Annotated in this window: 26 protein-coding genes; 13 read left to right on the forward strand and 13 right to left on the reverse strand. The window is 72.5% G+C overall.

From position 1 onward, the window contains the following. The first annotated feature begins 18 nt into the window (after nt 1-18). A complete protein-coding gene (locus ABTY40_RS14555; protein WP_352059804.1) occupies nt 19-1,614 on the forward strand; it encodes a Na+/H+ antiporter in 1,596 nt (531 codons plus the stop codon). Here the strand turns inward: ABTY40_RS14555 and ABTY40_RS14560 are convergent. Together ABTY40_RS14560 and ABTY40_RS14565 are read right to left on the reverse strand one after the other, a co-directional pair. Beyond that, entirely contained in the window at nt 1,593-2,519 is a 927-nt protein-coding gene (locus ABTY40_RS14560) for a 1-aminocyclopropane-1-carboxylate deaminase/D-cysteine desulfhydrase (protein WP_352059805.1), read from the reverse strand. The genes ABTY40_RS14555 and ABTY40_RS14560 overlap by 22 nt on opposite strands. 206 nt (nt 2,520-2,725) lie before the next feature. Further along, nucleotides 2,726-3,316 carry an N-acetylmuramoyl-L-alanine amidase gene (locus ABTY40_RS14565; protein ID WP_352059806.1) on the reverse strand — a complete coding sequence of 197 codons (591 nt, stop codon included), beginning with the start codon at nt 3,314-3,316 and terminating at the stop codon, nt 2,726-2,728. Between the two features lie 285 nt (nt 3,317-3,601). Between ABTY40_RS14565 and ABTY40_RS14570 the strand changes: the two genes are divergently transcribed. Both ABTY40_RS14570 and ABTY40_RS14575 read left to right on the forward strand, forming a co-directional pair. Next, the gene (locus ABTY40_RS14570; RefSeq protein ID WP_352059807.1) at nt 3,602-5,017 is read left to right on the forward strand and encodes a family 2B encapsulin nanocompartment shell protein; all 1,416 of its coding nucleotides are present in this window, start codon (nt 3,602-3,604) and stop codon (nt 5,015-5,017) included. Between the two features lie 152 nt (nt 5,018-5,169). Beyond that, the gene (locus tag ABTY40_RS14575) at nt 5,170-6,219 is read left to right on the forward strand and encodes a family 2 encapsulin nanocompartment cargo protein polyprenyl transferase (protein WP_352059808.1); all 1,050 of its coding nucleotides are present in this window, start codon (nt 5,170-5,172) and stop codon (nt 6,217-6,219) included. A gap of 28 nt (nt 6,220-6,247) precedes the next feature. Here the strand turns inward: ABTY40_RS14575 and ABTY40_RS14580 are convergent, their stop codons facing one another. Next, nucleotides 6,248-6,823, reverse strand: a complete 576-nt coding sequence (locus tag ABTY40_RS14580; RefSeq protein ID WP_352059809.1) for a TetR/AcrR family transcriptional regulator — start codon at nt 6,821-6,823, stop codon at nt 6,248-6,250. 125 nt (nt 6,824-6,948) lie between these two features. On the opposite strand from ABTY40_RS14580, the gene ABTY40_RS14585 reads away from it, so the two are divergent. From ABTY40_RS14585 to ABTY40_RS14595, 3 genes are all read left to right on the forward strand, one after another. Continuing rightward, entirely contained in the window at nt 6,949-7,536 is a 588-nt protein-coding gene (locus tag ABTY40_RS14585) for a dihydrofolate reductase family protein (protein ID WP_352059810.1), read from the forward strand. 39 nt (nt 7,537-7,575) lie between these two features. Continuing rightward, on the forward strand, nt 7,576-7,809 hold the full coding sequence (locus ABTY40_RS14590; RefSeq protein WP_352059811.1) for a hypothetical protein: 234 nt from the start codon (nt 7,576-7,578) through the stop codon (nt 7,807-7,809). Nucleotides 7,810-7,936: 127 nt separating this feature from the next. Beyond that, nucleotides 7,937-8,356, forward strand: a complete 420-nt coding sequence (locus ABTY40_RS14595; protein WP_352059812.1) for a DUF6304 family protein — start codon at nt 7,937-7,939, stop codon at nt 8,354-8,356. Nucleotides 8,357-8,396: 40 nt separating this feature from the next. Here ABTY40_RS14595 and snpA read toward each other — a convergent pair whose 3' ends face one another. Further along, nucleotides 8,397-9,059 (reverse strand): snapalysin, encoded by a 663-nt coding sequence (snpA, locus tag ABTY40_RS14600; protein WP_345287699.1) that lies wholly within the window; start codon nt 9,057-9,059, stop codon nt 8,397-8,399. Nucleotides 9,060-9,235: 176 nt separating this feature from the next. Between snpA and ABTY40_RS14605 the strand changes: the two genes are divergently transcribed. Then, nucleotides 9,236-10,189: a LysR family transcriptional regulator gene (locus tag ABTY40_RS14605; RefSeq protein ID WP_352059813.1), complete on the forward strand. Its 954-nt coding sequence runs from the start codon at nt 9,236-9,238 to the stop codon at nt 10,187-10,189. A 34-nt stretch (nt 10,190-10,223) separates the two neighbouring features. On the opposite strand, the gene ABTY40_RS14610 is transcribed toward ABTY40_RS14605, so the two are convergent. Both ABTY40_RS14610 and sodN read right to left on the reverse strand, forming a co-directional pair. Further along, on the reverse strand, nt 10,224-11,354 hold the full coding sequence (locus ABTY40_RS14610) for a hypothetical protein (RefSeq protein ID WP_352059814.1): 1,131 nt from the start codon (nt 11,352-11,354) through the stop codon (nt 10,224-10,226). 146 nt (nt 11,355-11,500) lie between these two features. Continuing rightward, nucleotides 11,501-11,896, reverse strand: a complete 396-nt coding sequence (gene sodN, locus ABTY40_RS14615; protein ID WP_030207400.1) for a superoxide dismutase, Ni — start codon at nt 11,894-11,896, stop codon at nt 11,501-11,503. 150 nt (nt 11,897-12,046) lie between these two features. Between sodN and sodX the strand changes: the two genes are divergently transcribed. Continuing rightward, nucleotides 12,047-12,466, forward strand: a complete 420-nt coding sequence (gene sodX / locus ABTY40_RS14620; RefSeq protein WP_345287708.1) for a nickel-type superoxide dismutase maturation protease — start codon at nt 12,047-12,049, stop codon at nt 12,464-12,466. Here the strand turns inward: sodX and ABTY40_RS14625 are convergent. Next, nucleotides 12,385-12,999, reverse strand: coding sequence for a CGNR zinc finger domain-containing protein (locus tag ABTY40_RS14625; protein ID WP_352059815.1), 615 nt, complete (start codon nt 12,997-12,999; stop codon nt 12,385-12,387). The genes sodX and ABTY40_RS14625 overlap by 82 nt on opposite strands. 96 nt (nt 13,000-13,095) lie before the next feature. Between ABTY40_RS14625 and ABTY40_RS14630 the strand changes: the two genes are divergently transcribed. After that, nucleotides 13,096-13,845, forward strand: coding sequence for a class I SAM-dependent methyltransferase (locus tag ABTY40_RS14630; RefSeq protein WP_352059816.1), 750 nt, complete (start codon nt 13,096-13,098; stop codon nt 13,843-13,845). 129 nt (nt 13,846-13,974) lie between these two features. On the opposite strand, the gene ABTY40_RS14635 is transcribed toward ABTY40_RS14630, so the two are convergent. From ABTY40_RS14635 to ABTY40_RS14645, 3 genes are read right to left on the reverse strand one after another with little or no spacing between them, the layout of a single operon-like run. Further along, nucleotides 13,975-14,736 carry an amino acid ABC transporter ATP-binding protein gene (locus ABTY40_RS14635; RefSeq protein WP_309051233.1) on the reverse strand — a complete coding sequence of 254 codons (762 nt, stop codon included), beginning with the start codon at nt 14,734-14,736 and terminating at the stop codon, nt 13,975-13,977. Further along, nucleotides 14,733-15,677, reverse strand: a complete 945-nt coding sequence (locus tag ABTY40_RS14640; RefSeq protein WP_345287717.1) for an amino acid ABC transporter permease — start codon at nt 15,675-15,677, stop codon at nt 14,733-14,735. Before ABTY40_RS14640 ends, ABTY40_RS14635 begins: the two co-directional genes overlap by 4 nt. 42 nt (nt 15,678-15,719) lie before the next feature. Next, nucleotides 15,720-16,697 carry an ABC transporter substrate-binding protein gene (locus tag ABTY40_RS14645; RefSeq protein ID WP_352059817.1) on the reverse strand — a complete coding sequence of 326 codons (978 nt, stop codon included), beginning with the start codon at nt 16,695-16,697 and terminating at the stop codon, nt 15,720-15,722. 535 nt (nt 16,698-17,232) lie between these two features. On the opposite strand from ABTY40_RS14645, the gene ABTY40_RS14650 reads away from it, so the two are divergent. The 3 genes from ABTY40_RS14650 (at nt 17,233) to ABTY40_RS14660 (ending at nt 21,089) form a co-directional block, all read left to right on the forward strand. Continuing rightward, a complete protein-coding gene (locus tag ABTY40_RS14650; protein ID WP_309051236.1) occupies nt 17,233-18,444 on the forward strand; it encodes an NAD(P)-dependent malic enzyme in 1,212 nt (403 codons plus the stop codon). Between the two features lie 156 nt (nt 18,445-18,600). Next, on the forward strand, nt 18,601-19,566 hold the full coding sequence (locus ABTY40_RS14655; protein ID WP_352059818.1) for a zinc-binding dehydrogenase: 966 nt from the start codon (nt 18,601-18,603) through the stop codon (nt 19,564-19,566). A gap of 203 nt (nt 19,567-19,769) precedes the next feature. Beyond that, on the forward strand, nt 19,770-21,089 hold the full coding sequence (locus ABTY40_RS14660) for a cellulase family glycosylhydrolase (RefSeq protein ID WP_352059935.1): 1,320 nt from the start codon (nt 19,770-19,772) through the stop codon (nt 21,087-21,089). Between the two features lie 73 nt (nt 21,090-21,162). Here ABTY40_RS14660 and ABTY40_RS14665 read toward each other — a convergent pair whose 3' ends face one another. Further along, nucleotides 21,163-22,125 carry a PadR family transcriptional regulator gene (locus ABTY40_RS14665; protein ID WP_352059819.1) on the reverse strand — a complete coding sequence of 321 codons (963 nt, stop codon included), beginning with the start codon at nt 22,123-22,125 and terminating at the stop codon, nt 21,163-21,165. Between the two features lies 1 nt (nt 22,126). Next, on the reverse strand, nt 22,127-23,002 hold the full coding sequence (locus ABTY40_RS14670) for a DUF4097 family beta strand repeat-containing protein (RefSeq protein WP_352059820.1): 876 nt from the start codon (nt 23,000-23,002) through the stop codon (nt 22,127-22,129). A 149-nt stretch (nt 23,003-23,151) separates the two neighbouring features. Between ABTY40_RS14670 and ABTY40_RS14675 the strand changes: the two genes are divergently transcribed. Further along, a complete protein-coding gene (locus tag ABTY40_RS14675; RefSeq protein ID WP_352059821.1) occupies nt 23,152-23,988 on the forward strand; it encodes a hypothetical protein in 837 nt (278 codons plus the stop codon). A 122-nt stretch (nt 23,989-24,110) separates the two neighbouring features. Here the strand turns inward: ABTY40_RS14675 and ABTY40_RS14680 are convergent, their stop codons facing one another. Next, nucleotides 24,111-24,293, reverse strand: coding sequence for a DUF6104 family protein (locus tag ABTY40_RS14680; RefSeq protein ID WP_003961784.1), 183 nt, complete (start codon nt 24,291-24,293; stop codon nt 24,111-24,113). Between the last annotated feature and the right edge of the window lie 92 nt (nt 24,294-24,385).

Raw genomic sequence — 24,385 nt, forward strand, 5'->3', positions numbered from 1 at the left:
CACGAGACGGGGACGGGCATGGACGCACTGCAGCTGGTGGCACTGGTGGCGGCGAGCGCCGCCGTGGCGGGCCTCGCCCGCCGGACGCCGGTCCCGGCGCCGCTGCTCCTGGTCGCCGCGGGCCTCGTCGCCTCAGCCGTCCCCGGCGTCCCCGACTACACGCTCGACCCGCACATCGTCCTGCCGCTGATCCTTCCGCCGCTCCTCTACACGGCCGCGGTCGACTCCTCGTACCTCGACCTCAAGGCCAACATCCGGCCCGTCGCCCTGCTCTCCGTCGGCTACGTCCTCTTCGCTACGGTCGCCGTCGGCTGGCTCGCGTACGTCCTCGTGCCCGACCTCCCGCTCACCGCCGCCCTGGTGCTCGGCGCGGTCGTCGCCCCGCCGGACGCGGTCGCCGCGACCGCCATCGCCCGCAAGCTCGGCCTGCCGCACCGGATCACCACGATCCTCCAGGGCGAGTCCCTGGTGAACGACGCCACCGCCATCACCGCCTACAAGGTCGCCCTCGCCGCCGCCGTGGGCGAGGCGGTCAGCTGGGCGGGGGGCATCCAGGAGTTCGCGCTCGCCGCGGTCGGCGGCATCGGCGTCGGCCTGGTCCTCATGGTGCCGATCCACTGGCTGCGCTGCCGGATCCACGACTCCCTGCTCCAGAACACCCTCTCCCTCCTCATCCCCTTCGTCGCCTACGCGGCCGCCGAGGAGGTCCACGCCTCCGGTGTCCTCGCCGTCGTGGTGGTCGGCCTCTTCCTCGGCCACCGCGCCTGGCAGGTCGACTTCGCGACCCGGCTCCAGGAGGAGGCCGTCTGGAAGATGGTCGCCTTCGTGCTGGAGTCCTCCGTCTTCGCCCTCATCGGCCTCCAGCTGCCGTACGTCGTCCAGGGGCTCGGCCGGTACGGCGTCGCCGAGGCCGCCTGGTACGCGGCCGGGGTGTTCGCCGCCGTGGTCGTCGTCCGCTTCGTCTGGGTCTACCCGGCGACCTTCCTGCCCCGCCGGTTCTCGGCGCGCATCCGCGAACGGGAGCCGGGCGTCGACTGGCGGGCCCCGCTCGTCGTCGGCTGGGCCGGCATGCGCGGCGTGGTCTCCCTCGCCATCGCGTTCTCCATCCCGGCCGTCACCGGCGGCGAGGAGTTCCCGGCCCGCAACCTTGTCCTCTTCCTCACCTTCACCACCGTCATCGGCACCCTGGTGGTGCAGGGCCTCACGCTGCCCCCGCTGATCCGCTCCCTGAAGCTCCCGGGCCGCGACCGGCACGCCGAGACCCTGGCCGAGGCGCAGGCGCAGAGCGAGGCCTCCCGGGCCGCCGAGGAACGCCTCGACGCCCTCCTCGCCGACGGGCGCAACACGCTGCCCGGCCCGCTCGAACAGCGGCTGCGCACCGTCCTGGAGCGGCGCCGCAACGCCGTATGGGAACGGCTCGGCGCCGTGAACGAGACCACCGGCGAGACCGCCGACGACACCTACCGGCGCCTCTCGCGGGAGATGATCGACGCCGAGCGCGAGGTCTTCGTGAAGCTGCGCGACGAGCGGCGGATCGACGACGAGATGCTGCGGACCCTGCTGCGCCGCCTCGATCTGGAGGAGGCCGCCGCCTACCGCGAGACGGAGGGCTGAGGAAGGCCGTCCGGACCGCCGGTGACGACCGCCGCGACGCGGGTGCCGGGCAGGAAGGCGCCCTCCTCCGCGAGGGCCAGGACACCGAAAAGCATTTTGGCGACATAGAGACGCTCGATGGCGAGTTCATGCCGCGCCTCGAAGTCCTGTGCGAAGGCCTCCAGGGCGGGGTCGGTACGGGCGTAACCGCCGCGGTGGAAGCGCTCGTCGAGCGTCCAGTCCCCGCGCGGCCCGCCGAACGCCGCCTCCTGCAGCGCCCGGATCTGCCCGCCGAGGAAACCGCCCTTGAGGACCGGGACGCCCAGGACCCGCTGCCCCGGCGCGAGCCCGGCGGCGAGGCCGGCGAGGGTGCCTCCGGTGCCGACCGCGACGGCCACCACGTCCGCCGCCCCCACGAGTTCGCGGCCGAGCTCCCGGCAGCCCTCGACGGCGAGGGCGTTGCTGCCGCCCTCCGGGACGACGTACGTGTCCTCGGGCGCCCGGACCCGGGCCAGCAGCGCGGCCAGCGTCTCCGGGTCGGCCTTGGCGCGATAGGTGGCCCGGTCGGTGAACTCCAGGCGCATCCCGTCCGCCGCGCAGCGCGCCAGGGAGGGGTTGAGCGGCCGTCCGGCGAGTTCGTCGCCGCGGACGATCCCGAGGGTGGGGAAGCCGAGCAGCCGGCCGGCGGCCGCGGTCGCCCGCAGATGGTTGGAGTAGGCGCCGCCGAAGGTGAGCACGGGGCGGCCCGCGGCGGCGCGGAGGTTGGGCGCGAGCTTGCGCCACTTGTTGCCCGGCAGGTCCGGGTGGATGAGGTCCTCCCGCTTGAGCAGCAGCGTCAGACCCCGCCGGGCGAAGCGCTCGTCCGCCACCGGCACCAGGGGGGAGGGGAGCCGGGGGCGCAGCCGGGACGGGTCACTCGCGTTCACCCGGCCATTGTCGCGGGCGGGCCGGCGGTACGGCGGCCCGGGCCCGGCCCTCGGAAGGACGGCCCGGCGCCGGCCCGGGGTCCGCCCGTCACGCCGGCCCGGGGTCCGCCCGTCACGCCGGCCCGGGGTGCGCGCCCGCTCCGGCCCGGTTCCCCGCCGCCGGCCGTGCCCGCGCCTTCCGGCCCGCGCCGTGCCTCCCGCCCGCCTCACCGCAGCCGGTCGGCGATCCGTTCCCGCAGGGAGCCCATGGTGAAACCGCGCGGGTCCACCTTTCCGGGCTGCCACTCCAGGTGGCCGATCACCGAGCGCTGCGTCCAGCCGTGGACGCGGCACACGGCGGCCGCGGCCCTGGCGATGGCGTCGGTCTGGACCTTGGGCCACGGGTCCTCGCCGTCGCCGAGGTTCTCGCACTCGAAGCCGTAGAAGTGCCGGTTGCCGTCCGTCGTCGCCTCGTTGTCCGGCGGCAGGCCGCGCTCGGCGATGACCGCGCGCAGGACCTCGTCGTCACCGAGTCCGGCGTGGTTGGCGCGGCCGTATCCGACGAGGTGGACCGTACCGTCCTTGGCGATCACGCCGTGGCAGAGCGGCCCCGGCAGCCCGGAGTACCCGTCGCGGCAGATCCGGACGGTGTGCGCGGTGCCGCGGGTGACGGTGTGGTGGATCATCACGCCGTGGACCGGCCCCCAGGGGCCCTTGTGGTTGCGGTTGTGGGTGGACCAGTCGCCGACCTCGACGACCGAGAGGCCTTCGTCGCGCAGCGCTTCGAGGAACCTTCTCGCCGACATGGGCTTGGCCATGACCGACTCCCTTCGGAAGGGGGGCGAACCTCCGGAGCGCGGACCGCGGCCGGAGTCCCTGCCTCCGGAGTACCGGAGGCGTCGGCTCCGCTGCTAGGCGTTCGAGCGGCGTGCGAGCCGATCCGGACATCCGGCCGGGAAACGTCTGGGACTCCTCTGTTCGGGGGTGAAAAGCGTGACATGCCCCGAAGATCGCCGAACAGTCCCACCCGATCGTGTAATGGCGCGCCTACTCTCCGTACTGAAAGGGTTCTCTCGTAACTCAGTCATACGAGAGGGAGTTCCATGTCCGTTGGTTCGGTTGGCGACGAGGTCCGCGCGGAGCGGCAGGCCCCGCAGCAGAGTCTCGGTACCGCCGCCGCGCGGAACCTCGCCACGACCACCAAGTCGGCCCCGCAGATGCAGGAGATCAGCTCCAGGTGGCTGCTCCGGATGCTGCCGTGGGTCGAGGTGCAGGGCGGTACGTACCGGGTGAACCGCAGGCTCAGCTACTCCGTGGGGGACGGCCGGGTCACCTTCGTGCAGACCGGTGGCAGCGTCGCCGTGATCCCGGCGGAACTCGGCGAACTCCCCGCCCTGCGCGGTTACGAGGACGTGGACGCCCTCACGGAGCTGGCGGCCCGCTGCCGGCAGCGGGAGTACGCGGCGGGCGAGATCATCGCCGTCGCCGGCGAGCCCACCGACCGCGTCCACCTCCTCGCGCACGGCCGCATCGAGAAGGTCGGCGAGGGACCGTACGGGGACGAGACCGTCCTCGGCGTCCTCGCGGACGGCGCCTACTTCGGTGACTCCTCCCTCGTCCGGGAGGGCCTCACCTGGGAGTGGACCGCCCGCGCGGCCACCGCCTGCACCGTCCTGGAGCTCACCCGCGACGACGTGCGGAACCTCGCCGACCGCGCGGAGTCGCTCGCCACCCACCTGGCCGCCGCTGCCGCCCGGCCCGCGCACCGCACGAACAAGTACGGCGAGGCCGCCATCGACGTCTCCGCCGGCCACGTCGGCGAGGCGGTCGTCCCGCACACCTACGTCGACTACGAGGCCGCGCCCCGCGAGTACGAGCTGAGCGTCGCCCAGACCGTCCTGAAGGTCCACAGCCGCGTCGCCGACCTGTACAACCAGCCGATGAACCAGACCGAGCAGCAGCTGCGGCTGACGGTCGAGGCGCTCCGCGAGCGCCAGGAGCACGAGCTCGTCAACAACAAGGAGTTCGGCCTCCTCGCCAACTGCGACTACGGTCAGCGGATCCAGCCGCACGACGGCGTCCCGAGCCCCGACGACATGGACGAGCTGCTCACCCGCCGCCGCGGCTCCAAGCTGTTCCTCGCCCACCCGCGGGCCATCGCCGCCTTCGGCCGCGAGCTCAACAAGCGTGGTCTGGTGCCCGAGACCATCGACGTCAACGGCAACCGCATCCCGACCTGGCGCGGAGTCCCGATCTTCCCGTGCAACAAGATCCCGATCTCGGACGCCCGCACCACCTCGATCATCTGCATGCGTACCGGTGAGGCCGACCAGGGCGTGATCGGTCTGCACCAGACCGGGCTGCCCGACGAGATCGAGCCCAGTCTCTCCGTCCGCTTCATGGGCATCGACGAGCAGGCGATCATCTCCTACCTGGTGACGGCGTACTACTCGGCCGCCGTCCTCGTCCCGGACGCCCTCGGTGTCCTGGAGAACGTCGAGGTCAGCCGCTGGCGCTGAGCCGGTGACGCCGGGGGCGGGAACCGATCCCTCCCGCCCCCGGCGTCAGCCGTCCCGGCCCGTCCGGGCGGCCGCGCCCCCTCCGGGCCGTCCCGGAGTCGGCCCCGCCACCGCCGCCGTACCCCGCGCTCCATGCGCTGAAGGAAGACAACGTGACCGTGACCAGCGCGGATGCCGTCACCGACGGTCAGGGGGCCGTACTCCTCCTCGACCAGACGCGCGCCGCCGTCCACCCCGAACTCCGCTCGACCGTCGAGTCCCTGCCCGGCTCCATACGGCGGGTGGCCATGTACCACTTCGGCTGGGAACAGGCGGATGGGACACCGGCCGCCGGTCAGGCCGGCAAGGCCATCCGGCCGGCCCTCGTCCTCGCGGCCGCCCGGGCGCTCGGCGCCGACGCCGCCCACGCCGTCAAGGCCGCCGCGGCCGTCGAACTCGCCCACAACTTCACCCTGCTCCACGACGACATCGTCGACGAGGACCACACGCGCCGGCACCGGCCCACCGCCTGGACGGTCTTCGGCATCCCGGACGCCCTCATGGCCGGTGACGCGATGAGCGCCCTCGCCCTCCGGCTGCTCGCCGAGGACCCGCACCCCGCCTCCGGGGCCGCCGCCGCGCGGCTCGCCGCCTGCGTCATCGAACTCTGCGCGGGGCAGCAGGCGGACTGCGCCTTCGAACGGCGCGGCCCCGCCGAGGTGTCCCTCGACGAATGCCTCGCCATGGCCACCGCGAAGACCGGCGCCCTGCTCGGCTGCGCCTGCGCGCTCGGGGCGCTCTACGCGGGTGCGGGCGAGGAGGAGGTCGCGGCGCTGGACGCCTTCGGCCGGGAGGCCGGGCTCGCCTTCCAGCTGATCGACGACCTCATCGGCATCTGGGGCGACCCGGACCGGACCGGCAAGCCCGCCGGCGCGGACCTCGCCGCCCGCAAGAAGTCCCTGCCCGTGGTGGCCGCCCTCACCTCCGGCACCCCCGCCGGCGAGGAACTGGCCGCGCTCTACTCCCGTACGGCCCTCGACGCGGCCGCGGTACGGGCCGCGGCGGACGCCGTCGAACGGGCCGGGGGCCGCGACTGGGCACAGGCGCGGGCGGCCGACTCCATGGGCCGCGCGGTCGAGCACCTGGCGCGCGCGGTGCCCGACCTCGACGCGGCGGGTGACCTCCTCGCCCTCGCGGAGTTCGTCACGCGCCGCACGCGCTGACTCCCGGGGCGGGGCCGCGCCGCCGTGGTCAGGACGCGGGGACGATCCGGGTGACCACGGTCTCGATGAGCTCGTCCAGGTCCCGTTCGCCGTGCAGGCCGGGCACGGTGAAGTGGTCGAACAGCAGTCCCGTCAGGGCGAAGTAGAGCAGCCGCACGGTGTCCGCGTCCCCGGGCATGCCGGAGTCGAGGTGCAGCCGGATGTTCAGGTCCAGATCGGACCGGAGCACCTCGGTGAACCGCTTCTGGAGTTCCGGGCGCCGTGCCGCCTCCAGGCGCAGCTCGAACAGGCCCAGGTAGCAGCTGCGTTCGGCGGCCATGCGGCGGGCGAGCCAGCGCATCAGCTCCACGACGAGTTCCCGGCTCGGGGCCGGCAGCAGAGCCGCGTCGATGGCACCGGGCTCCGGCGTCAGCCGTACGAAGATGCGGTCCGCGACCTGGGAGAGCATCTGGTCCCGGTCGGTGAAGTAGTTGGACGAGGTGCCCGTGGGCACACCGGCCCGGGCGTCGACCGCCCGGAAGGTGAGCCCACGGGCACCCTCGCCCGCCAGCACCTCGATCGCCGCGTCCAGCAGTGCCGTGCGGCGTTCCGGGTTCCTCGCCATGCCGGGCTCCCTCCATGTCGTTCGTTTCCTCGGGAAAAAGGCCTTGCGCAACCACTACAGGTGAAGCACTATAAGCGTCGTGGTTGCGGACGCGGCCATACTCCCACAGAAAAAAGAGGACCGGTTTGCGCAAGCTCACCTACTTCGTCGCCTGCTCCATCGACGGTTTCATCGGTGACCCGAAGGGCGACGCCAGCTCCGCGTACGGCTACGTCATGGGCGAGTACCTGGAGTACATGAGGAACGAGTACCCGGAGACGCTCCCCGCGCAGGCGTGGCCCGCCCTGGGGATCGAGCCCGGCACCCCGAGCCGGCGCTTCGACACCGTGATCCAGGGGCTGAACTCGTACAAGGTCGGTCTGGACGTCGGTGTCACCAGCCCGTACAGCCACCTGCGCGAGTACGTCGCCACCCGCTCGCTCACCGAGTCGCCCGACCCCAACGTCGAGCTCATCGCCGACGACCTCGTGGGCCGGGTGCGGGAGCTCAAGACGGAGGAGAGCGGCCTCGACATCTGGCTCTGCGGCGGCTCCACCCTCGCGGGCGCACTGATCGACGAGGTCGACGAGCTGATCATCAAGACGTACCCCCAGGTCTACGGCGCCGGCATGCCGATGTTCGGCACGGACTTCACCGTCCGGGAGTTCACCCTGGGGCCGGTGCGGACCTTCGACAACGGCGTGGTCGTCCGGACGTACACCCGGAAGCGGTGACGAGGGGCGGCGGCGCGCCCGGCGTCCTACCCTGGATCCATGGGTGACGAGGTGCCTCGTACGCTGCGGGACCCGCGCGCCGAGCCGGTCTGCCCGGCCTGCGGCGGTCCCCTCGACATGGTGGCCACCCGGCACAAGGTCCTCGGGGCGTGGGTGCCGGAGTGGAAGGTCCAGCCCTGCCGTTCCCCCGGCTGTGGGGGCGGAGCGGGAGAGGGCGCGCCCGGCTCCGGACGCGGGGCGCGTGACGCCCGGAGCGCCCCGGGGGCGGAGTGAAGGGCGCGGAAGGGGCGCGGAAGCCGCTACCACGTACGTGACCGGCAAGAACGGTGAGATCGGGAGAAGTCCGGCCACCGGGTGACCGGCCGCGCGCAGGAGCCGGTCATACCGCTACAGTCCGCGCATGTCATCGGAGTCGACAGAAGTCTGGACCGGCTGGTACCGGGACCGCAGCGGCGCGGAAGCGATCGTCATCACGGCCGACGGGCGGCGCGTGGCCACCCGGATCAGGGGGGTCGAGTACACCGGCGAGAGCTTCGCCGCGCTCGGCGCCGCGCCCGCGGGCGGGCAGCCCCTCACCGGCTGCGTCCTGGAGTGGGACCTGCCGCTCCCCGTCGTCGTGGACGGCGTGGACCAGCAGGCGACGCTCAGCTGCCTGCTCACGCTCGGCGAGCGGGCGGACCTGAGTCTCACGCTCCACTACGGCGGCGCCGCCTTCGAGGCGGTCGTGGCCGGCGGGGACTTCGAGGAGGCGCTCGAACGGGTCCGGCGCCAGCTCCCGGACGGCGCCGCCTTCGGCCGCCGCCTGCTCCAGACCGCCTGACGGTGACGCCCCCGGGAAGGGGGCGCCACCGGGGCCTCGGTCAGTTCTTGAACGCGGAGGCGAGCCCGTACCGCCACAACTGGTCGACACGGGACCGCTCCTGGGCGTTCGGCGTCGCGTTCTGGCAGGACGTGCCGGGGCCGCCGCCCGACATCAGCTCGCTGCACGGACCGCTGTAGTGGTCCGGCAGGCCGAGGACGTGGCCGGTCTCGTGGGCCGTGACCCGGGTGGAGTTGTAGAGCTGGTTCTGCCGGTAGTCGAGGAAGATGTAGCCGTTGCCGTGCCCGTCGGTGCTCGCGTACGAGCCGCGGGAGTCGTTGCCCTCGTAGTAGCGGAAGTCCGGGTTGCTGCCCTCCACCAGCCGTACGTTCACCACCGAGCTGTTCCATATCTGGGTGGAGCGGGCGATCTGGGTACGGAAGCTGGGGGCGTTGGCGGCGCTGTAGACCACGGTCACCGCGGTCGCGCCGGGCGTGGCGGCGCGCTTCTTCGCCACCGATGCCACGACGGCGTCGAAGAAGGCCCGGTTCGCCGAGGCCTCCTCGGCGGAGCCGGCGTAGGCCGCGCCCAGACTAGACGTGCTCATGACAGGCATGGGGCCGGGGGCGGGTGCGGCGGTGGCGGGACCGGCGCCGAGGGAGGCGGCGAGGCCGAGACCGAGGACGGTGGCCAGGGCCGAGCTGAGGACCTTGGGGTGTCGCATGGGGGGCTCCTCCAGTAGGGGATCGCAAGCGAGTGTCGGGGACACCGGTACCGGCGCGGATGATGTCAACCCCCGATAACCCCGTCACATCACCGCTCCTCAACTGCCCCTCCGTCAGGGGCGCTGGGGCGCGGAGACATCTGGTGCGCCCCGGGGCGCCGCCCTACCCTCGGGGCATGGAACTGGAGGTGAGACACCTGCGGGCGCTCTGCGCCATCGCGGACGCGGGCAGCCTGCACAAGGCGGCACGGCAACTCGGCATCAGCCAGCCGTCCCTGACCACCCAGCTGCGCCGGATCGAGAGCTCCCTCGGCGCCCCGCTGTTCTCCCGCGACCGCACCGGCTGCCTGCCCACCCCCCTCGGACGTTCCGTGCTGAACCGCGCCCGCCCCCTGATCGCGGACCTGGCCGCGCTCGTCACCGACACCCGGGCCGCCGCCTCCCGCGCCGAGGGCCCCGCCCTGCGGGTGGGTTCCACCGCCAGCCGCGCGCTCCCCGGCTGGCTGCGCCGGCTGCGCCGCCGGTTTCCCGGGACGGAGGTCGGACTGCGCGTGGACGTCTCCGCCGGCGCCCTGCTGCGCACGGTCGCCGAGGGCCAGCTCGACGTGGCGTTCGTCCACGAGGTGGAGGGCTTCCCCTTACGGGTGCCCCCGGGGCTGCGGGAGCGCGTCCTGGTCGCGCGCGAGCCGCAGTTCGTCTCCCTCGCCCGGGACCATCCGGCCGCCGCCCGGCCCGTCGTGGACCTCGCCGAACTCGCCACCGACCACTGGATGGTCGACCCGAGCGTCGACGGCGAGTGGGACGGCCTGCGCCGCGTGCTCGGCGCCGCCGGCATCGACCCGCCCGTCCTCCACGGCGACTACCTCACCGCCGCCTCGCTCGTCGTCCTCGGCGAGGCCGTCGCACCCTGCCAGCCCACCTCGGGCCCCCGCGACGACATGGCCATCCGCCCCCTGCGCGGCGACCCCCTGGCCGTCCGCCTGCTCCTGTACGGCCGCCCGGGGATCGCGCTGGACGCCCTCTACGCCGACCTGGCCGACGCCTACCGCGAGGCCGCCCGCCAGGCCGCCCCGTACCGCGCCTGGCTCCACGGACGCGGGCTCTCCGAACCCTGCCTGACGGGCCCCTGAGGGCGCCGCCGGGCCCGTACGGCCGCCGCGCGCCTCACTCCCGGGGCGGCCAGGGTCCGGCGAGCAGGCGCCGTGCCTCCGCGGCGATCGCCTCCGCCAGGTGTTCCCGGTCGCCGCGCGGGAGCGCCGCCCAGGCGTTGTAGGCATCGGTGCGGTCGACCAGCGGCCTGAGCGCCGGCGGCCGGCCCAGAGCGGCCCACCCCTCGTACGTGACCAGGTCACCGCCGGCGCCGGGGGCCAGGGCGCCGTTCACGACCAGCCGCAGCCACCGGCGGACGAGCTCCCAGCGGGCCGCTTCCCAGGGGACGTGGGTGGTGTCGGCCGGGAGGTTCCGGAGCAGGTCCAGTTCGGACAGGACCTGGTCGAACAGCGCGTCGGCCTGCTCCCGCTCGGCGCGGGAGAGGCCCGCGAGGAGGGGCAGGGACTCCGTCTCGACGTCGAGGACCAAAGCCGTGAGGCCGGCCTCGATGAGCTGCTCCGGGTGGTGCCGACGGCCGATCAGGCGTTCCAGGGCCAGCGTCCGGAAGCAGTCCACGGCCTCCCGCGCGGTCGTGGCGTACGGGGCGAACGGTGTGGGCGCGGTGACGTCGATGCCCGGCCCGCCCTCGGTGAAGTACGACCAGAAGTCCACCGTGGAGCGGGCGGAGAGGCCGCTGGACCGGCCGGCGAATTCGTACCGGACGTAGTCGGCGAGGTCGTTCCCGTACAGGATGATGTCGGTCTGGTGGACGGACAGGACGGGGTGCCCGTGCTCGCCCGCGGTGCCCGGCAGGTAGCGGTGCCCGTAGACCGGGACGAGTCGCGGCGCGCTCTCCAGCTCCGCCCTGGCCACGCGCAGCGCCTCGGACGTCTCCGCCGGCCGCGACGGCCAGGCGGGATACCAGAACCCGGCGTGCTCCACGTCGAAGAGCACGCCCTCCACCGGCCCCGCCAGGCGTCCGGCCAGGTCCTCGGGGTCGCCGCCGCGCCAGTCGGGCCAGCCCGAGCCCCGGGGCAGCCCGGCGGCGAGGAAGACCCGGTGGTCCGCCGCGAAGGTGAACCCGAACCGGGCCTCGACCGCGTCGAGCTCCCGCTCGGTCAGCCCCGGGGCGATCTCGGTCCGGAGCATGCCCTGGAGGGCGCGGGCGGCGTCCGGGGCCAGCAAGGGGGTCGGCGGCGCCTTCACGCCCGCCAGCGTAGTGACCGGTGGGAGGACGCGGACCGGTCCGGCCCCCCTGGCCGGGCGGGGCCCGGCGGAAAAAGCCGCACCCGGCCCGTCGGGACGCCGGATCGGCGGCCCGCGGACCGGGTGCGGTCAGGAGGATGTGAAGGTCAGGCCTTCTTGGTCTCCCAGAAGATGCGGTCGATCTCGGCGATGAGCTCCAGCGCCTTCTCGCCCGTCTTCGGGTCGGTCGACGCCTTGGCGGCCGAGAGGGCCTTCAGGGTGTCGTTGACCAGCTGGTTGAGCTCCGGGTACTTCTCGAAGTGCGGGGCCTTGAAGTAGTCGCTCCACAGCACGGAGACGTGGTGCTTGGCGAGCTCCGCGCGCTGCTCCTTGATGACCGTGGCGCGGGCCCGGAAGTGCGGGTCCTCGTTCGCCTGGTACTTCTCCTGGACAGCCTTGACCGACTCGGCCTCGATCCGGGCCTGGGCCGGGTCGTAGACACCGCAGGGGAGGTCGCAGTGGGCGCTGACCTTGACCTTGGGGGCAAACAGGCGGGAGAGCATTGAGCCGTCCTTCCTCGTGATCGTCTTCTCAGGTGGGACATTACTCGGTGAGAAGGGCGTTTTCGCGAGCGCCCCCTGGGGCTTAGGTCAAAAGTCCAGGGCCACCATGGGACTCGTGTACGAGTGAACGAGCGGAGCGAGAGGTGCCGGATGAGGGACACGTGGGGGGAGCGGGCGGCCGAGGGGGCGGCTCCGTTCGGGATCGCCGAGGTGACGGGCGTCTCGATGGTGCCCACGCTGCTCCACGGTGACCAGCTGCTCGTCCGGTACGGGGCGCGGCTGACGCCCGGATGCGTGGCGGTGCTGCGGCATCCGCTCCAGCAGGACCTGCTCGTCGTGAAGCGGCTGGTCGAGCGGCGGGACGGCGGCTGGTGGGTGCTGGGGGACAACCCGGACGCGGAGGGCGACAGCCGGGTGTTCGGCGCCGTACCGCCCGAGCTGGTGCTCGGACGGGTCCTGGCGCGGTACCGGCCGGTGACGCCCGGGCGTCAGCGGTCCGTCGGTGTGCTGGCCTCCTGGCTGTTCTCGGCCGTGCGGCCGGTGGCCTCCAGGCGCTTGCGGGCCCGGTAGGCGGCCACGTTGGCCCGGGTCGCGCAGCGGTCGGAGCAGTAGCGGCGCGAGCGGTTGGTGGAGGTGTCGAGGTAGGCGTTGCGGCAGGGCGGGGCCTGGCAGAGGCCGAGGCGGTCGGCGCCGAACTCGGTGAGGTGGAAGGCCAGGCCCATCGCCGAGATCGCCGCGTAGCCGGCGGTGGCGTTGGAGGCGTGGTCGGCGAGGTGCATGTGCCAGCGGGGGCGCCCCTGCTCGTCGAGGATGTCGTGGCCGGAGATCTGCGGGCTGACCGGGAATTCCAGGAGGAGGGAGTTCAGGAGGTCCACGGCGGTGGTGTGGTCGCCCTCGTCGGCCGCCGTGAAGACGGCCCGCAGCCGTGCCCGTACCGAGCGGAAGCGGCTCAGGTCGGCCTCGGTCACGCGGCGGGCCATCTGGGAGGCCGATCCGAAGAGATCCTTGATCACCTCGACGGAGGTGAGGGAGTCCTTCTCGCGGGTCGGCTCCTCGGTGTTGACCAGACGCACGGCGTAATCCGAGTAATAGGCCAGTTCCACTTGTAGTCCTTACTCCGGCGGTCTAGGGTCGTGGTCGTGAGGGGTAACAACTGTTTCCCATCCGAGGGTATTACGTCGACGGGGAGGACGCGGCGAATGAACAACACCGACTGGGCGGCCTGGCAGCAGAGCTGGGACCGTCAGCAGGAGTGGTACATGCCGGACCGCGAGGAGCGGTTCCGCGTCATGCTCGACATGGTCGAGGCGTTCGTGGGGCCGAAGCCCCGGGTCCTCGACCTCGCCTGCGGTACGGGAAGTATCACGGACCGGCTCCTCAAGAGGTTCCCGGAGGCGACGAGCACCGGGGTCGACCTCGACCCCGCGCTCCTCACGATCGCCGAGGGGTACTTCGCCGGTGACGAGCGCGTCACCTTCGTGACCGCCGACCTCAAGGACCCCGCGTGGACGGCGCTGCTGCCCCACGACACGTACGACGCGGTCCTCACCGCCACCGCGCTGCACTGGCTGCACACCGAGCCCCTCACGGCGCTCTACGGGCAGCTCGGCGGCCTCGTCCGGGAGGGCGGCGTCTTCATGAACGCCGACCACATGATCGACGAGACCACCCCGCGCATCAACGCCGCCGAGCGCGCCCACCGGCACGCCGCCATGGACCGCGCCAAGGAGGCCGGGGCGCTGGACTGGGCGGACTGGTGGGCGCTCGCCGCCAAGGACCCGGTCCTCGCCGAGCCCACCGCCCGGCGGTACGAGATCTACGGCGAGCACGCCGACGGTGACATGCCCTCCGCCCGCCGGCACGCCGAGATCCTGCGCGCCTCCGGCTTCGGCGAGGCCCGCGCCGTCTGGGCCTCGCCCTCGGACACGATGGTCCTCGCCGTGAAGTGAACCCGGAGGGGTGACCCGGAGCGCGACCCCCGGGGGGCCGGAAGCGGGGCACCCGGGCGGTCACGCGGCGGACCGGACGCGGGAAGGGGCGGTACGGGAGATCCCGTACCGCCCCTTCCCGTACGCGTCCTACAGCACCTTGGACAGGAACGCCTTCGTCCGGTCGTGCTGCGGCTTGGTCAGGACGTCGCGCGGGTGGCCGGACTCGACCACCACGCCGCCGTCCATGAAGACCAGCGAGTCGCCCACCTCGCGGGCGAAGCCCATCTCGTGCGTGACGACGACCATCGTCATGCCCGACTCGGCCAGGTCCCGCATGACGTCGAGGACGTCGCCCACCAGCTCCGGGTCGAGCGCCGAGGTCGGCTCGTCGAACAGCATCAGCTTCGGCTCCATCGCCAGCGCGCGGGCGATGGCCACGCGCTGCTGCTGGCCGCCGGAGAGCTGCGAGGGGTAGTTGCCCGCCTTGTCGCCGAGGCCCACGCGGTCGAGCAGGCGCTCGGCGCGCTCGCGCGCCACCGCCTTGGTCTCGCCCTTCACCTGGATCGGCGCCTCCATCACGTTGGCCAGGGCCGTCATGTGGGGGAAGAGGTTGAAGCGCTGGAAGACCATGCCGATGTCGCGGCGCTGGAGCGCGACCTCGCTGTCCTTGAGCTCGTAGAGCTTGTCGCCCTTCTGGCGGTACCCGACCAGCTCGCCGTCGACGTACAGCCGGCCGGCGTTGATCTTCTCCAGGTGGTTGATGCAGCGCAGGAAGGTGGACTTGCCGGAACCGGACGGGCCGATCAGGCAGAACACCTCGCCGTTCTGCACCTCCAGGTCGATGCCGCGGAGGATGTGCGCGGCGCCGTAGGACTTGTGGACGCCCTCGGCCTTCACCATGGGGGTCATGCGGTACCTCCGGAGCGCTTCGACGGCGCGAAGCGCAGATTGGCCTTGATCTTCTGCCACGGCGTGGGCGGCAGCGAGCGCAGCGAGCCCTTCGCGTAGTGCCGCTCCAGGTAGAACTGCCCGATGCTGAAGACGGTGGTGAGGATCAGGTACCAGATCGAGGCGACGAAGAACATCTCCATCACGGCGAACGAGACCGAGGCGATGTCCTGGGCGGCCCGCAGCAGGTCCGGGTACTGGACCGCGACCACGAGGGAGGAGGTCTTGAGCATGTTGATGAACTCGTTGCCCGTCGGCGGGATGATCACCCGCATCGACTGGGGCAGCACGATCCGGCGCATCGTCCTGCTCTGGGACATGCCCAGGGCGTGCGCGGCCTCGGTCTGGCCCTCGTCGACCGACTGGATGCCGGCCCGGACGATCTCCGCCATGTACGCGCCCTCGTTGAGGCCGAGACCCAGGAGGGCGGCCAGGAAGGGGGTCATGACGTCGGTCATCTCGTCCTTGTAGAACCCGATGTTGAGGATCGGGAAGATCAGGGCGAGGTTGAACCAGATCAGCAGCTGGACGTAGACCGGGGTGCCCCGGAAGACCCAGATGTACAGCCAGGCGATGGTGCTGGTCACCGGGTTCTTCGACAGCCGCATGACGGCGAAGAGGATGCCCAGGACCAGGCCGAGCGCCATGGACGCGACGCTGATCTGGATGGTGTTCCAGAGGCCGGTGAGGATGCTCGGGTCGAACAGCTTCTCCGGCACGGTCGCCCAGCGGACGTTGCCCTGGGAGAAGGCGTACCCGAGGAGCGCGAGGAGGGCGATGACCACTATCGCGGCGACCCAGCGCCCGAAGTGGCGGACCGGGATGGCCTTGATGGCCTCCGGCGGGGTCCCCGCCGGGGCGGGCGACGCCCCGGCGGGAACCTTGGCGAGCTTGTCAGTCACAGCGACTGCCCTTCGGTGCTACGTGGAGGGGGTGGAGGGTAGTCAGGAGCCGCCGTTGATCTTGGCCGCGGGGATCGCGCCGGAACCGGCGTTCCACTTGTCCAGGGCGGCCTTGTAGGTGCCGTCCTTGATGATCGCGTCCAGGGCTTCCTTCAGCGCGTCCCGCAGCTGCGTGTCCTTCTTGTCGACCGCGATGCCGAAGTAGCCGGCGTCCGACTTGTTGGCGACCGCGTCGAAGTCCTTGCCGCCACCCGCCGTCTGGGCGATGTACGCGGCGACCGGCGAGTCGTTCAGGTCGGCCACGGCGCCGCCCGCCTTGACGCGGGTCTGGGCCTCGGCGTCGGTCGGGAAGGACTCGAAGGTCAGCTTCGGCTTGCCGTCCTTCTCGCACTTGGCGGCCTGGTCCTTGGCGGCCTGCTCGTACGTGGTGCCGCGCTGCACCGCGAGCTTCTTGCCGCACAGGTCGTCGAGCGACTTGATGTTCTCCGGGTTGCCCTTCTTGACCAGGATGCCGGTCGAGGCGCTGAAGTAGTCGACGAAGTCGACACCGGTACCGGTCTTCCTGCCCTTGTCGTCCAGACCCTCCTGGCGGGCCTTGGTGTCGGTCATGGAGGACATGACGATGTCCGTACGGCCGGTCGGAAGGGCGGTGAGCAGGGTGTCGAAGGTGCCGCTCTCGAACACGAACGGGACGCCCAGCTGCTTGGAGAGGGCCGCGGCGATGTCGGGGTCGACACCGACGATGTCCTTGCCCTTCTTGAATTCCATCGGGGCGTACGTGGCGTCCGTGCCGACCTTGATGACACCGGCCTTCTGGATGTCGGCCGGGAGCTTGGAGAACAGCGGCGCGGTGCTCACGGGGGCCTTGGAAGCGCCGCCCTCGGGCTTCTTGGCGCCCTCGGTCTGGTCGCCGCAGGCGGTCAGCAGCATGGAGCCGGCGACCGCGATGGCGGCGACCGCGGCAAGACGGGAGGTGCGGGTCTTGGCGACGGTCGTACAGCGCGTGGAGCGTGCGGTCATGGTCGGGTTCCTCCGGCGTGTGAGGGAGTTGCCAAAGATCGCGTACGCACCTTCGGGTGTCGCGACCTCGTGTGATTACGGCATCTTGCCATTCGGACCGGCTCAAACCGACGGCCTCGGATGTCAAAATCGGGTAACGGGTGACCCCCGAATCCCGACAGGCCGGTACATCAAGGCCGGATCTTCTTCGGAAACACTTCCCCACCACCGGAAAATCTCCGGTTCATCTCGCCATTCGGACGAGTGGAAGGCCGCCATTCGGCTCTGGAGCGCATCTTTCCGGACATCGAGTGACGTGTCGCTCCCTGTCCCCGTGCGGGTGCGCTCGGTATGAGTCGCGTCACCGAGCGGTTATGGACTCGTCTGCGGTGCCGTCCGTCCGGTAAGAAGGATCCTTACACCCCTCATCCGGGGCTCAGGGCGCGTTGTGCGGCGCGCCCGCGCGGCTGCCAGACACGGCGGCCGCGGGACCCGCCAACCGCTCCTCACCAGGAGCGGCCACCCTCACTGAAGCAGACTTAAGGGGTCTACCCACATGGCAGCGGAGATCGTCAATCCTCGCAGCGAGGCCGCGACGGAAGGAGCTCCCGAGGAGCCCTTCGATCCGGCGTTCGCGCTCCACCGGGGCGGCAAGATGGCCATTCAGGCCACCGTCCCCCTCCGGGACAAGGACGACCTGTCCCTCGCGTACACGCCCGGCGTGGCCAAGGTGTGCACCGCCATCGCCGAGCAGCCCGAGCTGGTCAACGACTACACCTGGAAGTCGCAGGTCGTCGCGGTCGTGACCGACGGCACCGCGGTGCTCGGTCTCGGCGACATCGGCCCGGAGGCCTCCCTTCCCGTCATGGAAGGCAAGGCCATCCTCTTCAAGCAGTTCGGCGGCGTGGACGCGGTCCCGATCGCGCTCGCGACCAAGGACACCGACGAGATCGTCGAGACCGTCGTCCGGCTCGCCCCGTCCTTCGGCGGCGTCAACCTGGAGGACATCTCGGCCCCCCGGTGCTTCGAGATCGAGCGCAAGCTCCAGGAGCGCCTCGACATCCCGGTCTTCCACGACGACCAGCACGGCACGGCCATCGTCACCCTCGCCGCCCTCCGCAACGCGGCGAAGCTGACCGGCCGGACCCTGGGCGAGCTGCGCGGTGTCATCTCCGGCGCCGGCGCGGCCGGTGTCGCCATCGCCAAGTTCCTCCTGGAGGCCGGCCTCGGTGACGTGGCCGTCACCGACCGCAAGGGCATCGTCAGCCGGGACCGCGAGGACCTGACCGACGTCAAGCGCGAGATCGCCGAGCTCACCAACAAGGCCGGCCTCACCGGCTCCCTGGAGAGCGCCCTGGCCGGCGCCGACGTCTTCATCGGCGTCTCCGGCGGTACCGTTCCGGAGGAGGCCGTCGCCTCCATGGCCCCGAACGCGTTCGTGTTCGCCATGGCCAACCCGAACCCGGAGGTCCACCCCGACGTCGCGCACAAGTACGCGTCCGTCGTGGCGACCGGCCGCTCGGACTACCCGAACCAGATCAACAACGTCCTCGCGTTCCCCGGCATCTTCGCCGGCGCGCTCCAGGTCCGGGCCTCCCGGATCACCGAGGGCATGAAGATCGCCGCGGCCAACGCCATCGCCGACGTCGTCGGTGACCAGCTCTCCGCCGACTGCGTGATCCCCTCGCCGTTCGACGAGCGGGTCGCTCCGGCCGTCGCCGCCGCGGTCGCCGCCGCCGCCCGCGCGGAGGGCGTCGCCCGCCGCTGACGCGCGCGCCGTACGCCCGAGGGCCCCGCTCCCCACACGGAGCGGGGCCCTCGGCGCGTCCCGGGAGGGACGCGGGCGTGCGCCGGGCCCGGGAGGGACGTGCGTCACACAGGCGCGTGGTTCCGTCACCGCCGGTGGCGTCCTAGGGTCGGGGCCATGTTCGCTGCCTACGCCGCTCGTATCGATCGCGACCAGCCCCTCAACGGCCTCGAATTGGGCGAACGCCCCGAACCCGAGGTCCGGCCCGGCTGGACCACCGTCACCGTCAAGGCCGCCTCCCTCAACCACCACGACCTGTGGTCGCTGCGCGGCGTCGGACTGCCCGAGGAGAAGCTGCCGATGATCCTCGGCTGCGACGCGGCGGGCATCGACGAGGACGGCAACGAGGTCGTCCTGCACTCCGTCATCGGCCAGACGGGCCACGGCGTCGGTCCGGACGAGCCCCGCTCCATCCTCACCGAGCGCTACCAGGGCACCTTCGCCGAGCGCGTCACCGTGCCCCGCTGGAACGTGCTGCCCAAGCCGAAGGAGCTCTCCTTCGAGGAGGCCGCCTGCCTCCCCACGGCCTGGCTCACCGCCTACCGGATGCTGTTCACCAACGCCGGCGTGCGCCCCGGTGACTCGATCCTGGTCCAGGGCGCCGGTGGCGGCGTCGCCACGGCCGCCATCGCCCTCGGCAAGGCGGCCGGCCTGCGCGTCTTCGCCACCAGCCGCGACGAGGCCAAGCGGAAGCGGGCCGTCGAGCTCGGGGCCGTCGAGGCGTACGAGCCGGGGGCGCGGCTCCCGCAGCGGGTGGACGCCGTCATCGAGACCGTCGGCGCGGCCACCTGGTCGCACTCGGTCAAGTCGCTGCGCCCGGGCGGCACCGTCGTCATCTCCGGCGCCACCAGCGGGGACCGGCCCTCGCACGCGGAGCTCACCCGGATCTTCTTCCTGGAGCTGAAGGTCGTCGGCTCGACCATGGGCTCCAAGGACGAGCTGGAGGACCTGCTGTCGTTCTGCGCGGCCACCGGTGTCCGGCCCGTGATCGACGAGGTGCTGCCGCTCGACCGCGCCCGCGAGGGCTTCGAGAAGATGGCCTCGGGCGACCTCTTCGGAAAGATCGTGCTCACCAACTCTTGATGAAGCGTCAGATCACCTGATGGGATCTCCGGCACCGCGAACACACCGTCGTGCCGGAGGTCCCCGTGCTCCCTGTGTTGCGAACCACCCTGGCGGCGAGCGCCGTTCTCGCCGTCCTCCTCGCCCCCACCACCACGGCCACCGCCACCACCGCCATCACCGGCTCCAGCGGCTCCACGGGCTCCAGCGGCTCCACGGGCTCGGTGGCACGCGCCGGGAGCACCGGTGGCGGGACGGGCATCCCCGCCCTCACCGACGAGCACGGCCGCACCCTGACCCTGCGCGGCTGGAACGTCGAGGACAAGACGAACCGGGGCGAGGCGGCCCTCTCCGCGATCACCGAGAAGCACTTCCGCGACATGCGGGCCCAAGGCTTCAACTTCGCCCGCCTCCTCGTCTTCTGGGACGACCTCGAACCCCGGCCCGGCCGGTACAGCGAGGACTACCTCCGGAAGATCGAACGGATCCTGGACTGGGCGCACCGGCACGACGTCACCGTCCTCATCGACGCCCACCAGGACGTCTTCGGCCCGGCCTTCGGGCACCGGGGCATCCCCGCCTGGGCCACGAGGACCGACGGCCTGCCCTTCACGCCCCACCCGGACGACTGGTTCTCCGAGTACTTCGAACCGGCCGTCCAGCGCGCCTTCACCCACCTCTACGAGGACGAGGACCTCAGGCGCGCCCAGGCCCGCATGTGGCGGGTCCTCGCCGAACGCTTCGACGACCACCCCGCCGTCCTCGGCTACGACCTCATCAACGAACCCATGGGCGAGCTGCGGGAGGGTGAGGACCTGGCGACGGCGGCCCGGCGCATCGAACGGGACCACCTCACCCCCCTGTACAACCGCCTCGCCGACGCGGTCCGTTCGGCCGACCCGGACGCCTGGCTCTTCGTCGAACCGACCCCGATCGTCGGCGAGGGCGTCCCGACCGGCCTCGGCCGGATCGACGACCCCAAGGTCGTCTACGCCCCCCACTTCTACAACACCGGCATGGAGGCCGGTGCCGACTACGACCCGGCCGCCGGCTGGATCGAGAACTACGAGCGGGCCGTCACCCGCTACCCGGCCGAGTACAAGGTGCCCGTGGTGGTGGGGGAGTGGGGGCCGCTCAACAACTCCCTCCCGAACATGAACCGCTTCTACCGTGACGCCATGGCCTCCCTCGGCCGGTACGGCTCCGGCTGGGCCGGATACGTGTGGTGCTACGGCGGTGGCTACTGCGCCGTGGACGGCACCGGGGCCTTCCGCACCAACAAGGAGCTGACCGCCGAGCCGTACGCGGAGGCCGTCGCGGGCACGGTGCGCTCCGCCGCGTACGACTCCCTGGCCGGCGCCTACCGCCTCGTGTACGACTCCGCCGGACGCCGCGGCCCCCGCGTCACCGAACTCTCCCTGCCGCCCGGCGACTGGCGGGTCACCGCCGGGGGCGGGGCACTGGTGCTCCGCCAGGACCGGGGCAGGGCCTGGGTCCTCGCCGCCCCGGACGCGCGGGTGACGGTGACGGTCACCCGCGGCTGACGGCGGGGCGGAACCGGCGGCGGACCGGCGGGCGGGGACCGGCGGGCGGCCGGCTCCGCCCGGGCGCCCGGCCTCAGTCTCCGCGCCGGGGACGCAGGAGCCCCGTGATGCGGACCGCCGCCGTCGACAGGTGCCGGCGGGCCTCGGACAGCTGCTCGTCGTTCACCCCGTGGTCCCGGGCCGCGTCGCGGATCTCGTCGCGGAACCGGTCCAGCAGGCGGTCCAGGTCACGGGCCGGATCGCCCGAACCCTCCGTGGGGCGGGCCCACTCCGGCGCCTCGGCGGTCTCAGTGCCGGACGTGCCGGGGGTGCCGGGGGTACCGGACGTGCCGGTGCCGCCGGAGGCCTCCCGGTCCGGCGGGAACGGCGAACCGGCGCCCGAGGCCTTGGGGTGGGTGGTGCCGGTGACCAGACCGCCGAGCTGGGCGGTGATGTCCGAGAGGCCCTCCCAGACGCCCTTGGGCCACTCGCCCCGCGAGAAGCGGTCCTGGACCTGCTCCTGGACCTGCTGGGCGATCCGCTGGAACTCCTTGGCCTGGCGCCGTGCGTTCTGCGCCTCCGCGCGGGCCTGGCGGGCCTGCTCCTTCCATTCCTGCTGGGCCCGGCGCAGCTCCTCCTTGGCGTCGGCGAAGGCCGAACTCTCCGCCTGCCGGGTCCGGCCCGCCGCCGCCCGCATCTCGCTGCGGACCCGGCCGGCCGCGCCCCGTACGTCCTCCCGGATCTCCGCCGCGAGCTCCGACACCGACTCGCGGATCTCCCGCTCCAGGTCGTCCAGTTCGGCGCCCCGGGCGGCCAGCTCGGCCCGGCCCGCGTCGGTGATCGAGTACACCTTGCGCCCGCCCTCGCTGGCGTGGGTGACGAGCCCCTCGGCCTCCAGCTTGGCCAGGCGCGGGTAGACGGTGCCCGCCGAGGGGGCGTACAGCCCCTGGAAGCGCTCCTCCAGGAGCCGGATCACCTCGTAGCCGTGGCGGGGGGCCTCCTCGAGCAGCTTGAGCAGATAGAGGCGGAGGCGGCCGTGGGCGAAGACGGGCGGCATGTCAGAGCACCTTTCCGGTCGAGGAGGGGGCGGACGGGGCGGGGGAGCCGGCGTCCTCGTCCGGCTCGGGGCGGCGGAGCAGGGCGATCGATCCGGAGAGGGTCGTGGCCTTGAGCGTCCCCCGGCCGGAACCGAGGGTGCCGGTCAGGGATTTGGCGCCCCACTGCCCGCCCACCCGCAGGTCCTCGAAGGCGTTGGACAGCGAGCCGCTGGTGGTGGTGGCCTCCACCCGGGCGTCGCCCGGGTGCGGCAGCCGGATGGCGACCTCGCCGGACACGCTGGTGAGCCGGATGTCCGCCGGCGGCCCGTCCTGACCGGCCCCGGCGAGGTCGATCACCATGTCCCCGCTCACCGTGTCCGCCGTCACGGAGGCGCCGGCGCCCTCGATCACCGTCACGTCACCGGTCACGGAGTTGACCCGCAGGGCCCCCGTCACCGACTGGGCCTCCAGGGCGCCCGACACGGTCTCCGCCCGGACCGGTCCGGAGAGTCCGACGAGCGTCGTGTCGCCGGTGACGCCCCGCACCTCCGTACGCCCCCGGATCCCGGAGACGACGGCCTCGGCGCCGACCACCCCCACCTCGACGTCCACACCCGCGGGCACGGCCACGGACACCACGGCCCGGCGCCGCATGCCCCTGCGGTCGAGCCACTTGAGGATGCCCTTCCAGTGCAGGTCCTCGTAGCTGACGGTCAGCGTCGAGCCCTCCTGCGACACGATCAGCGGCGGCCCCTCGATCTCGGAGACCTCCACCCGCGCGGTGGCCTCCTCGGTCCCCACCACGTTCACCGCGCCGTTGACGACACGGACCTGGAGGCGCGTCACGGGCCCGGCAGGCGTGAGTTTCGTCGGCTCGGTGACGGACCACTCTGTCATGGTGCTGACCTCCCGTATCGGCAACGCAACATATCGCGTCTCTCGCATACACGATATATCGCGGTGAGGGGAAGTCAACCCTGACTCTCCCCTGACAGGGGTGGCGCAATCCCCTCCGTACGCGGACAAATTGCCCTAGCGTAAGGCGCATGAACGCGACCTCCCGACCGAGCCCCGCCGGAGCGCTGCTGCTCTGCCGCGCCGAATCCACACTGGTCAGGCCGCCGGCCCAACTCCTTCGGGAACACCTGCTGCTGGTCCCCGCAGGGACGGACTGGAGCGTCCTCGTGCCGGAGGGGACCCCCTGGCTCCACGGCGGGGAACCCGTCGAACGCGCCGTCAGCGGCTGGGCCACCGCCCTCGCGGTCTCCGCCGCCACCTGGCCCGTCCTCGCGCTCTGGTGGGACGGCGAGCGCGCCGGCTTCGTCCTCGCCACCGGATTCCGGCGCCCCGTCGGCTACACGTGGCTCGCGGACGGCACGCCCGCCGGCGAGGACGAGGCGATGCGGACCTTCGCGGACCGCCTCGCCCTCGACCCCGTCCTGGACGTCCAGGACCTCGAACCGCTCACCGTCCCCGACCCGGACGCCGACGGCGCCGCCCGGCTCGTCGGCCTCGTCGCCGTCCTCACCCGCGCCGGGCTCGCCCTGCCGGCCGGGATCAGTCCCGGGGAGGACACGGACCGGCTGCGCTCCGCCGCGCTCGCCCGGGGCGCCGAACATGTGGAGGGCAGCGGCCGGCGCGACGCCGTACGCGCCGTACCGGACATCGTGGAGCACCGTCCCCTCGGCCCCTGCCTGCGGGGCCCCCGGGCGCGTGCCCTCGCCGCCGCGCAGCTCGCGGCGGGCCTGCCGCTGTTGCTGTGGGCCCTGCGTCGCCGCAGCGGCGGCTGGGCGACGGCCGGAACCGTCCTCGTCGCCCACGGGGCCCTCGGCCTCGCCCACGACCGCCTGCGCGCCGGCGGGCCGGCCCCCACGCGCGCGTGAGGCCCGCTACCGGCGCCGTACCGCCCCCTCCGCACCCTCACGCGCGTGGAGCCCGCCACCGAGCCTGCACGAGCTCCGTGCCGTACCGACCGCCGGAGGGACCCCGGGACCCCCAGGGGTTCCTACTCGTCCTCGTCCTCGTCGTCGAGACGGGCCAGCCAGGTGGCGAGGCGCTCGACCGGCACCTCGAAGTCGGGGTTGAGGTCGACGAAGGTCCGCAGCTGCTCGGCGAGCCACTCGAAGGTGACCTCCTCCTCGCCTCGCCGCTTCTCCAGTTCCTCGATGCCACGGTCGGTGAAGTACATACGCCCAGGATAGGCCGTACCCGGCGGGCCCCCGACGCGCCTCGGTCCCCTCCGCGGCGGTCCGGGAACGCCGGAGGCCCGGCACCCCCGCA

This window comes from Streptomyces sp. NPDC126503 (assembly GCF_040302405.1).
Lineage (GTDB): Bacteria > Actinomycetota > Actinomycetes > Streptomycetales > Streptomycetaceae > Streptomyces > Streptomyces gulbargensis.

What these genes read in the sequence shown, in the direction of transcription:
- ABTY40_RS14555 (WP_352059804.1), top strand. Translation starts at nt 19, where the DNA reads ATGGACGCACTGCAGCTGGTGGCACTGGTGGCGGCGAGCGCCGCCGTG.
- ABTY40_RS14565 (WP_352059806.1), bottom strand. Translation starts at nt 3,316, where the DNA reads ATGGCCAAGCCCATGTCGGCGAGAAGGTTCCTCGAAGCGCTGCGCGAC.
- ABTY40_RS14570 (WP_352059807.1), top strand. Translation starts at nt 3,602, where the DNA reads ATGTCCGTTGGTTCGGTTGGCGACGAGGTCCGCGCGGAGCGGCAGGCC.
- ABTY40_RS14580 (WP_352059809.1), bottom strand. Translation starts at nt 6,823, where the DNA reads ATGGCGAGGAACCCGGAACGCCGCACGGCACTGCTGGACGCGGCGATC.
- ABTY40_RS14590 (WP_352059811.1), top strand. Translation starts at nt 7,576, where the DNA reads ATGGGTGACGAGGTGCCTCGTACGCTGCGGGACCCGCGCGCCGAGCCG.
- ABTY40_RS14595 (WP_352059812.1), top strand. Translation starts at nt 7,937, where the DNA reads ATGTCATCGGAGTCGACAGAAGTCTGGACCGGCTGGTACCGGGACCGC.
- snpA (WP_345287699.1), bottom strand. Translation starts at nt 9,059, where the DNA reads ATGCGACACCCCAAGGTCCTCAGCTCGGCCCTGGCCACCGTCCTCGGT.
- ABTY40_RS14605 (WP_352059813.1), top strand. Translation starts at nt 9,236, where the DNA reads ATGGAACTGGAGGTGAGACACCTGCGGGCGCTCTGCGCCATCGCGGAC.
- sodN (WP_030207400.1), bottom strand. Translation starts at nt 11,896, where the DNA reads ATGCTCTCCCGCCTGTTTGCCCCCAAGGTCAAGGTCAGCGCCCACTGC.
- sodX (WP_345287708.1), top strand. Translation starts at nt 12,047, where the DNA reads ATGAGGGACACGTGGGGGGAGCGGGCGGCCGAGGGGGCGGCTCCGTTC.
- ABTY40_RS14630 (WP_352059816.1), top strand. Translation starts at nt 13,096, where the DNA reads ATGAACAACACCGACTGGGCGGCCTGGCAGCAGAGCTGGGACCGTCAG.
- ABTY40_RS14635 (WP_309051233.1), bottom strand. Translation starts at nt 14,736, where the DNA reads ATGACCCCCATGGTGAAGGCCGAGGGCGTCCACAAGTCCTACGGCGCC.
- ABTY40_RS14645 (WP_352059817.1), bottom strand. Translation starts at nt 16,697, where the DNA reads ATGACCGCACGCTCCACGCGCTGTACGACCGTCGCCAAGACCCGCACC.
- ABTY40_RS14650 (WP_309051236.1), top strand. Translation starts at nt 17,233, where the DNA reads ATGGCAGCGGAGATCGTCAATCCTCGCAGCGAGGCCGCGACGGAAGGA.
- ABTY40_RS14655 (WP_352059818.1), top strand. Translation starts at nt 18,601, where the DNA reads ATGTTCGCTGCCTACGCCGCTCGTATCGATCGCGACCAGCCCCTCAAC.
- ABTY40_RS14665 (WP_352059819.1), bottom strand. Translation starts at nt 22,125, where the DNA reads ATGCCGCCCGTCTTCGCCCACGGCCGCCTCCGCCTCTATCTGCTCAAG.
- ABTY40_RS14670 (WP_352059820.1), bottom strand. Translation starts at nt 23,002, where the DNA reads ATGACAGAGTGGTCCGTCACCGAGCCGACGAAACTCACGCCTGCCGGG.
- ABTY40_RS14675 (WP_352059821.1), top strand. Translation starts at nt 23,152, where the DNA reads ATGAACGCGACCTCCCGACCGAGCCCCGCCGGAGCGCTGCTGCTCTGC.
- ABTY40_RS14680 (WP_003961784.1), bottom strand. Translation starts at nt 24,293, where the DNA reads ATGTACTTCACCGACCGTGGCATCGAGGAACTGGAGAAGCGGCGAGGC.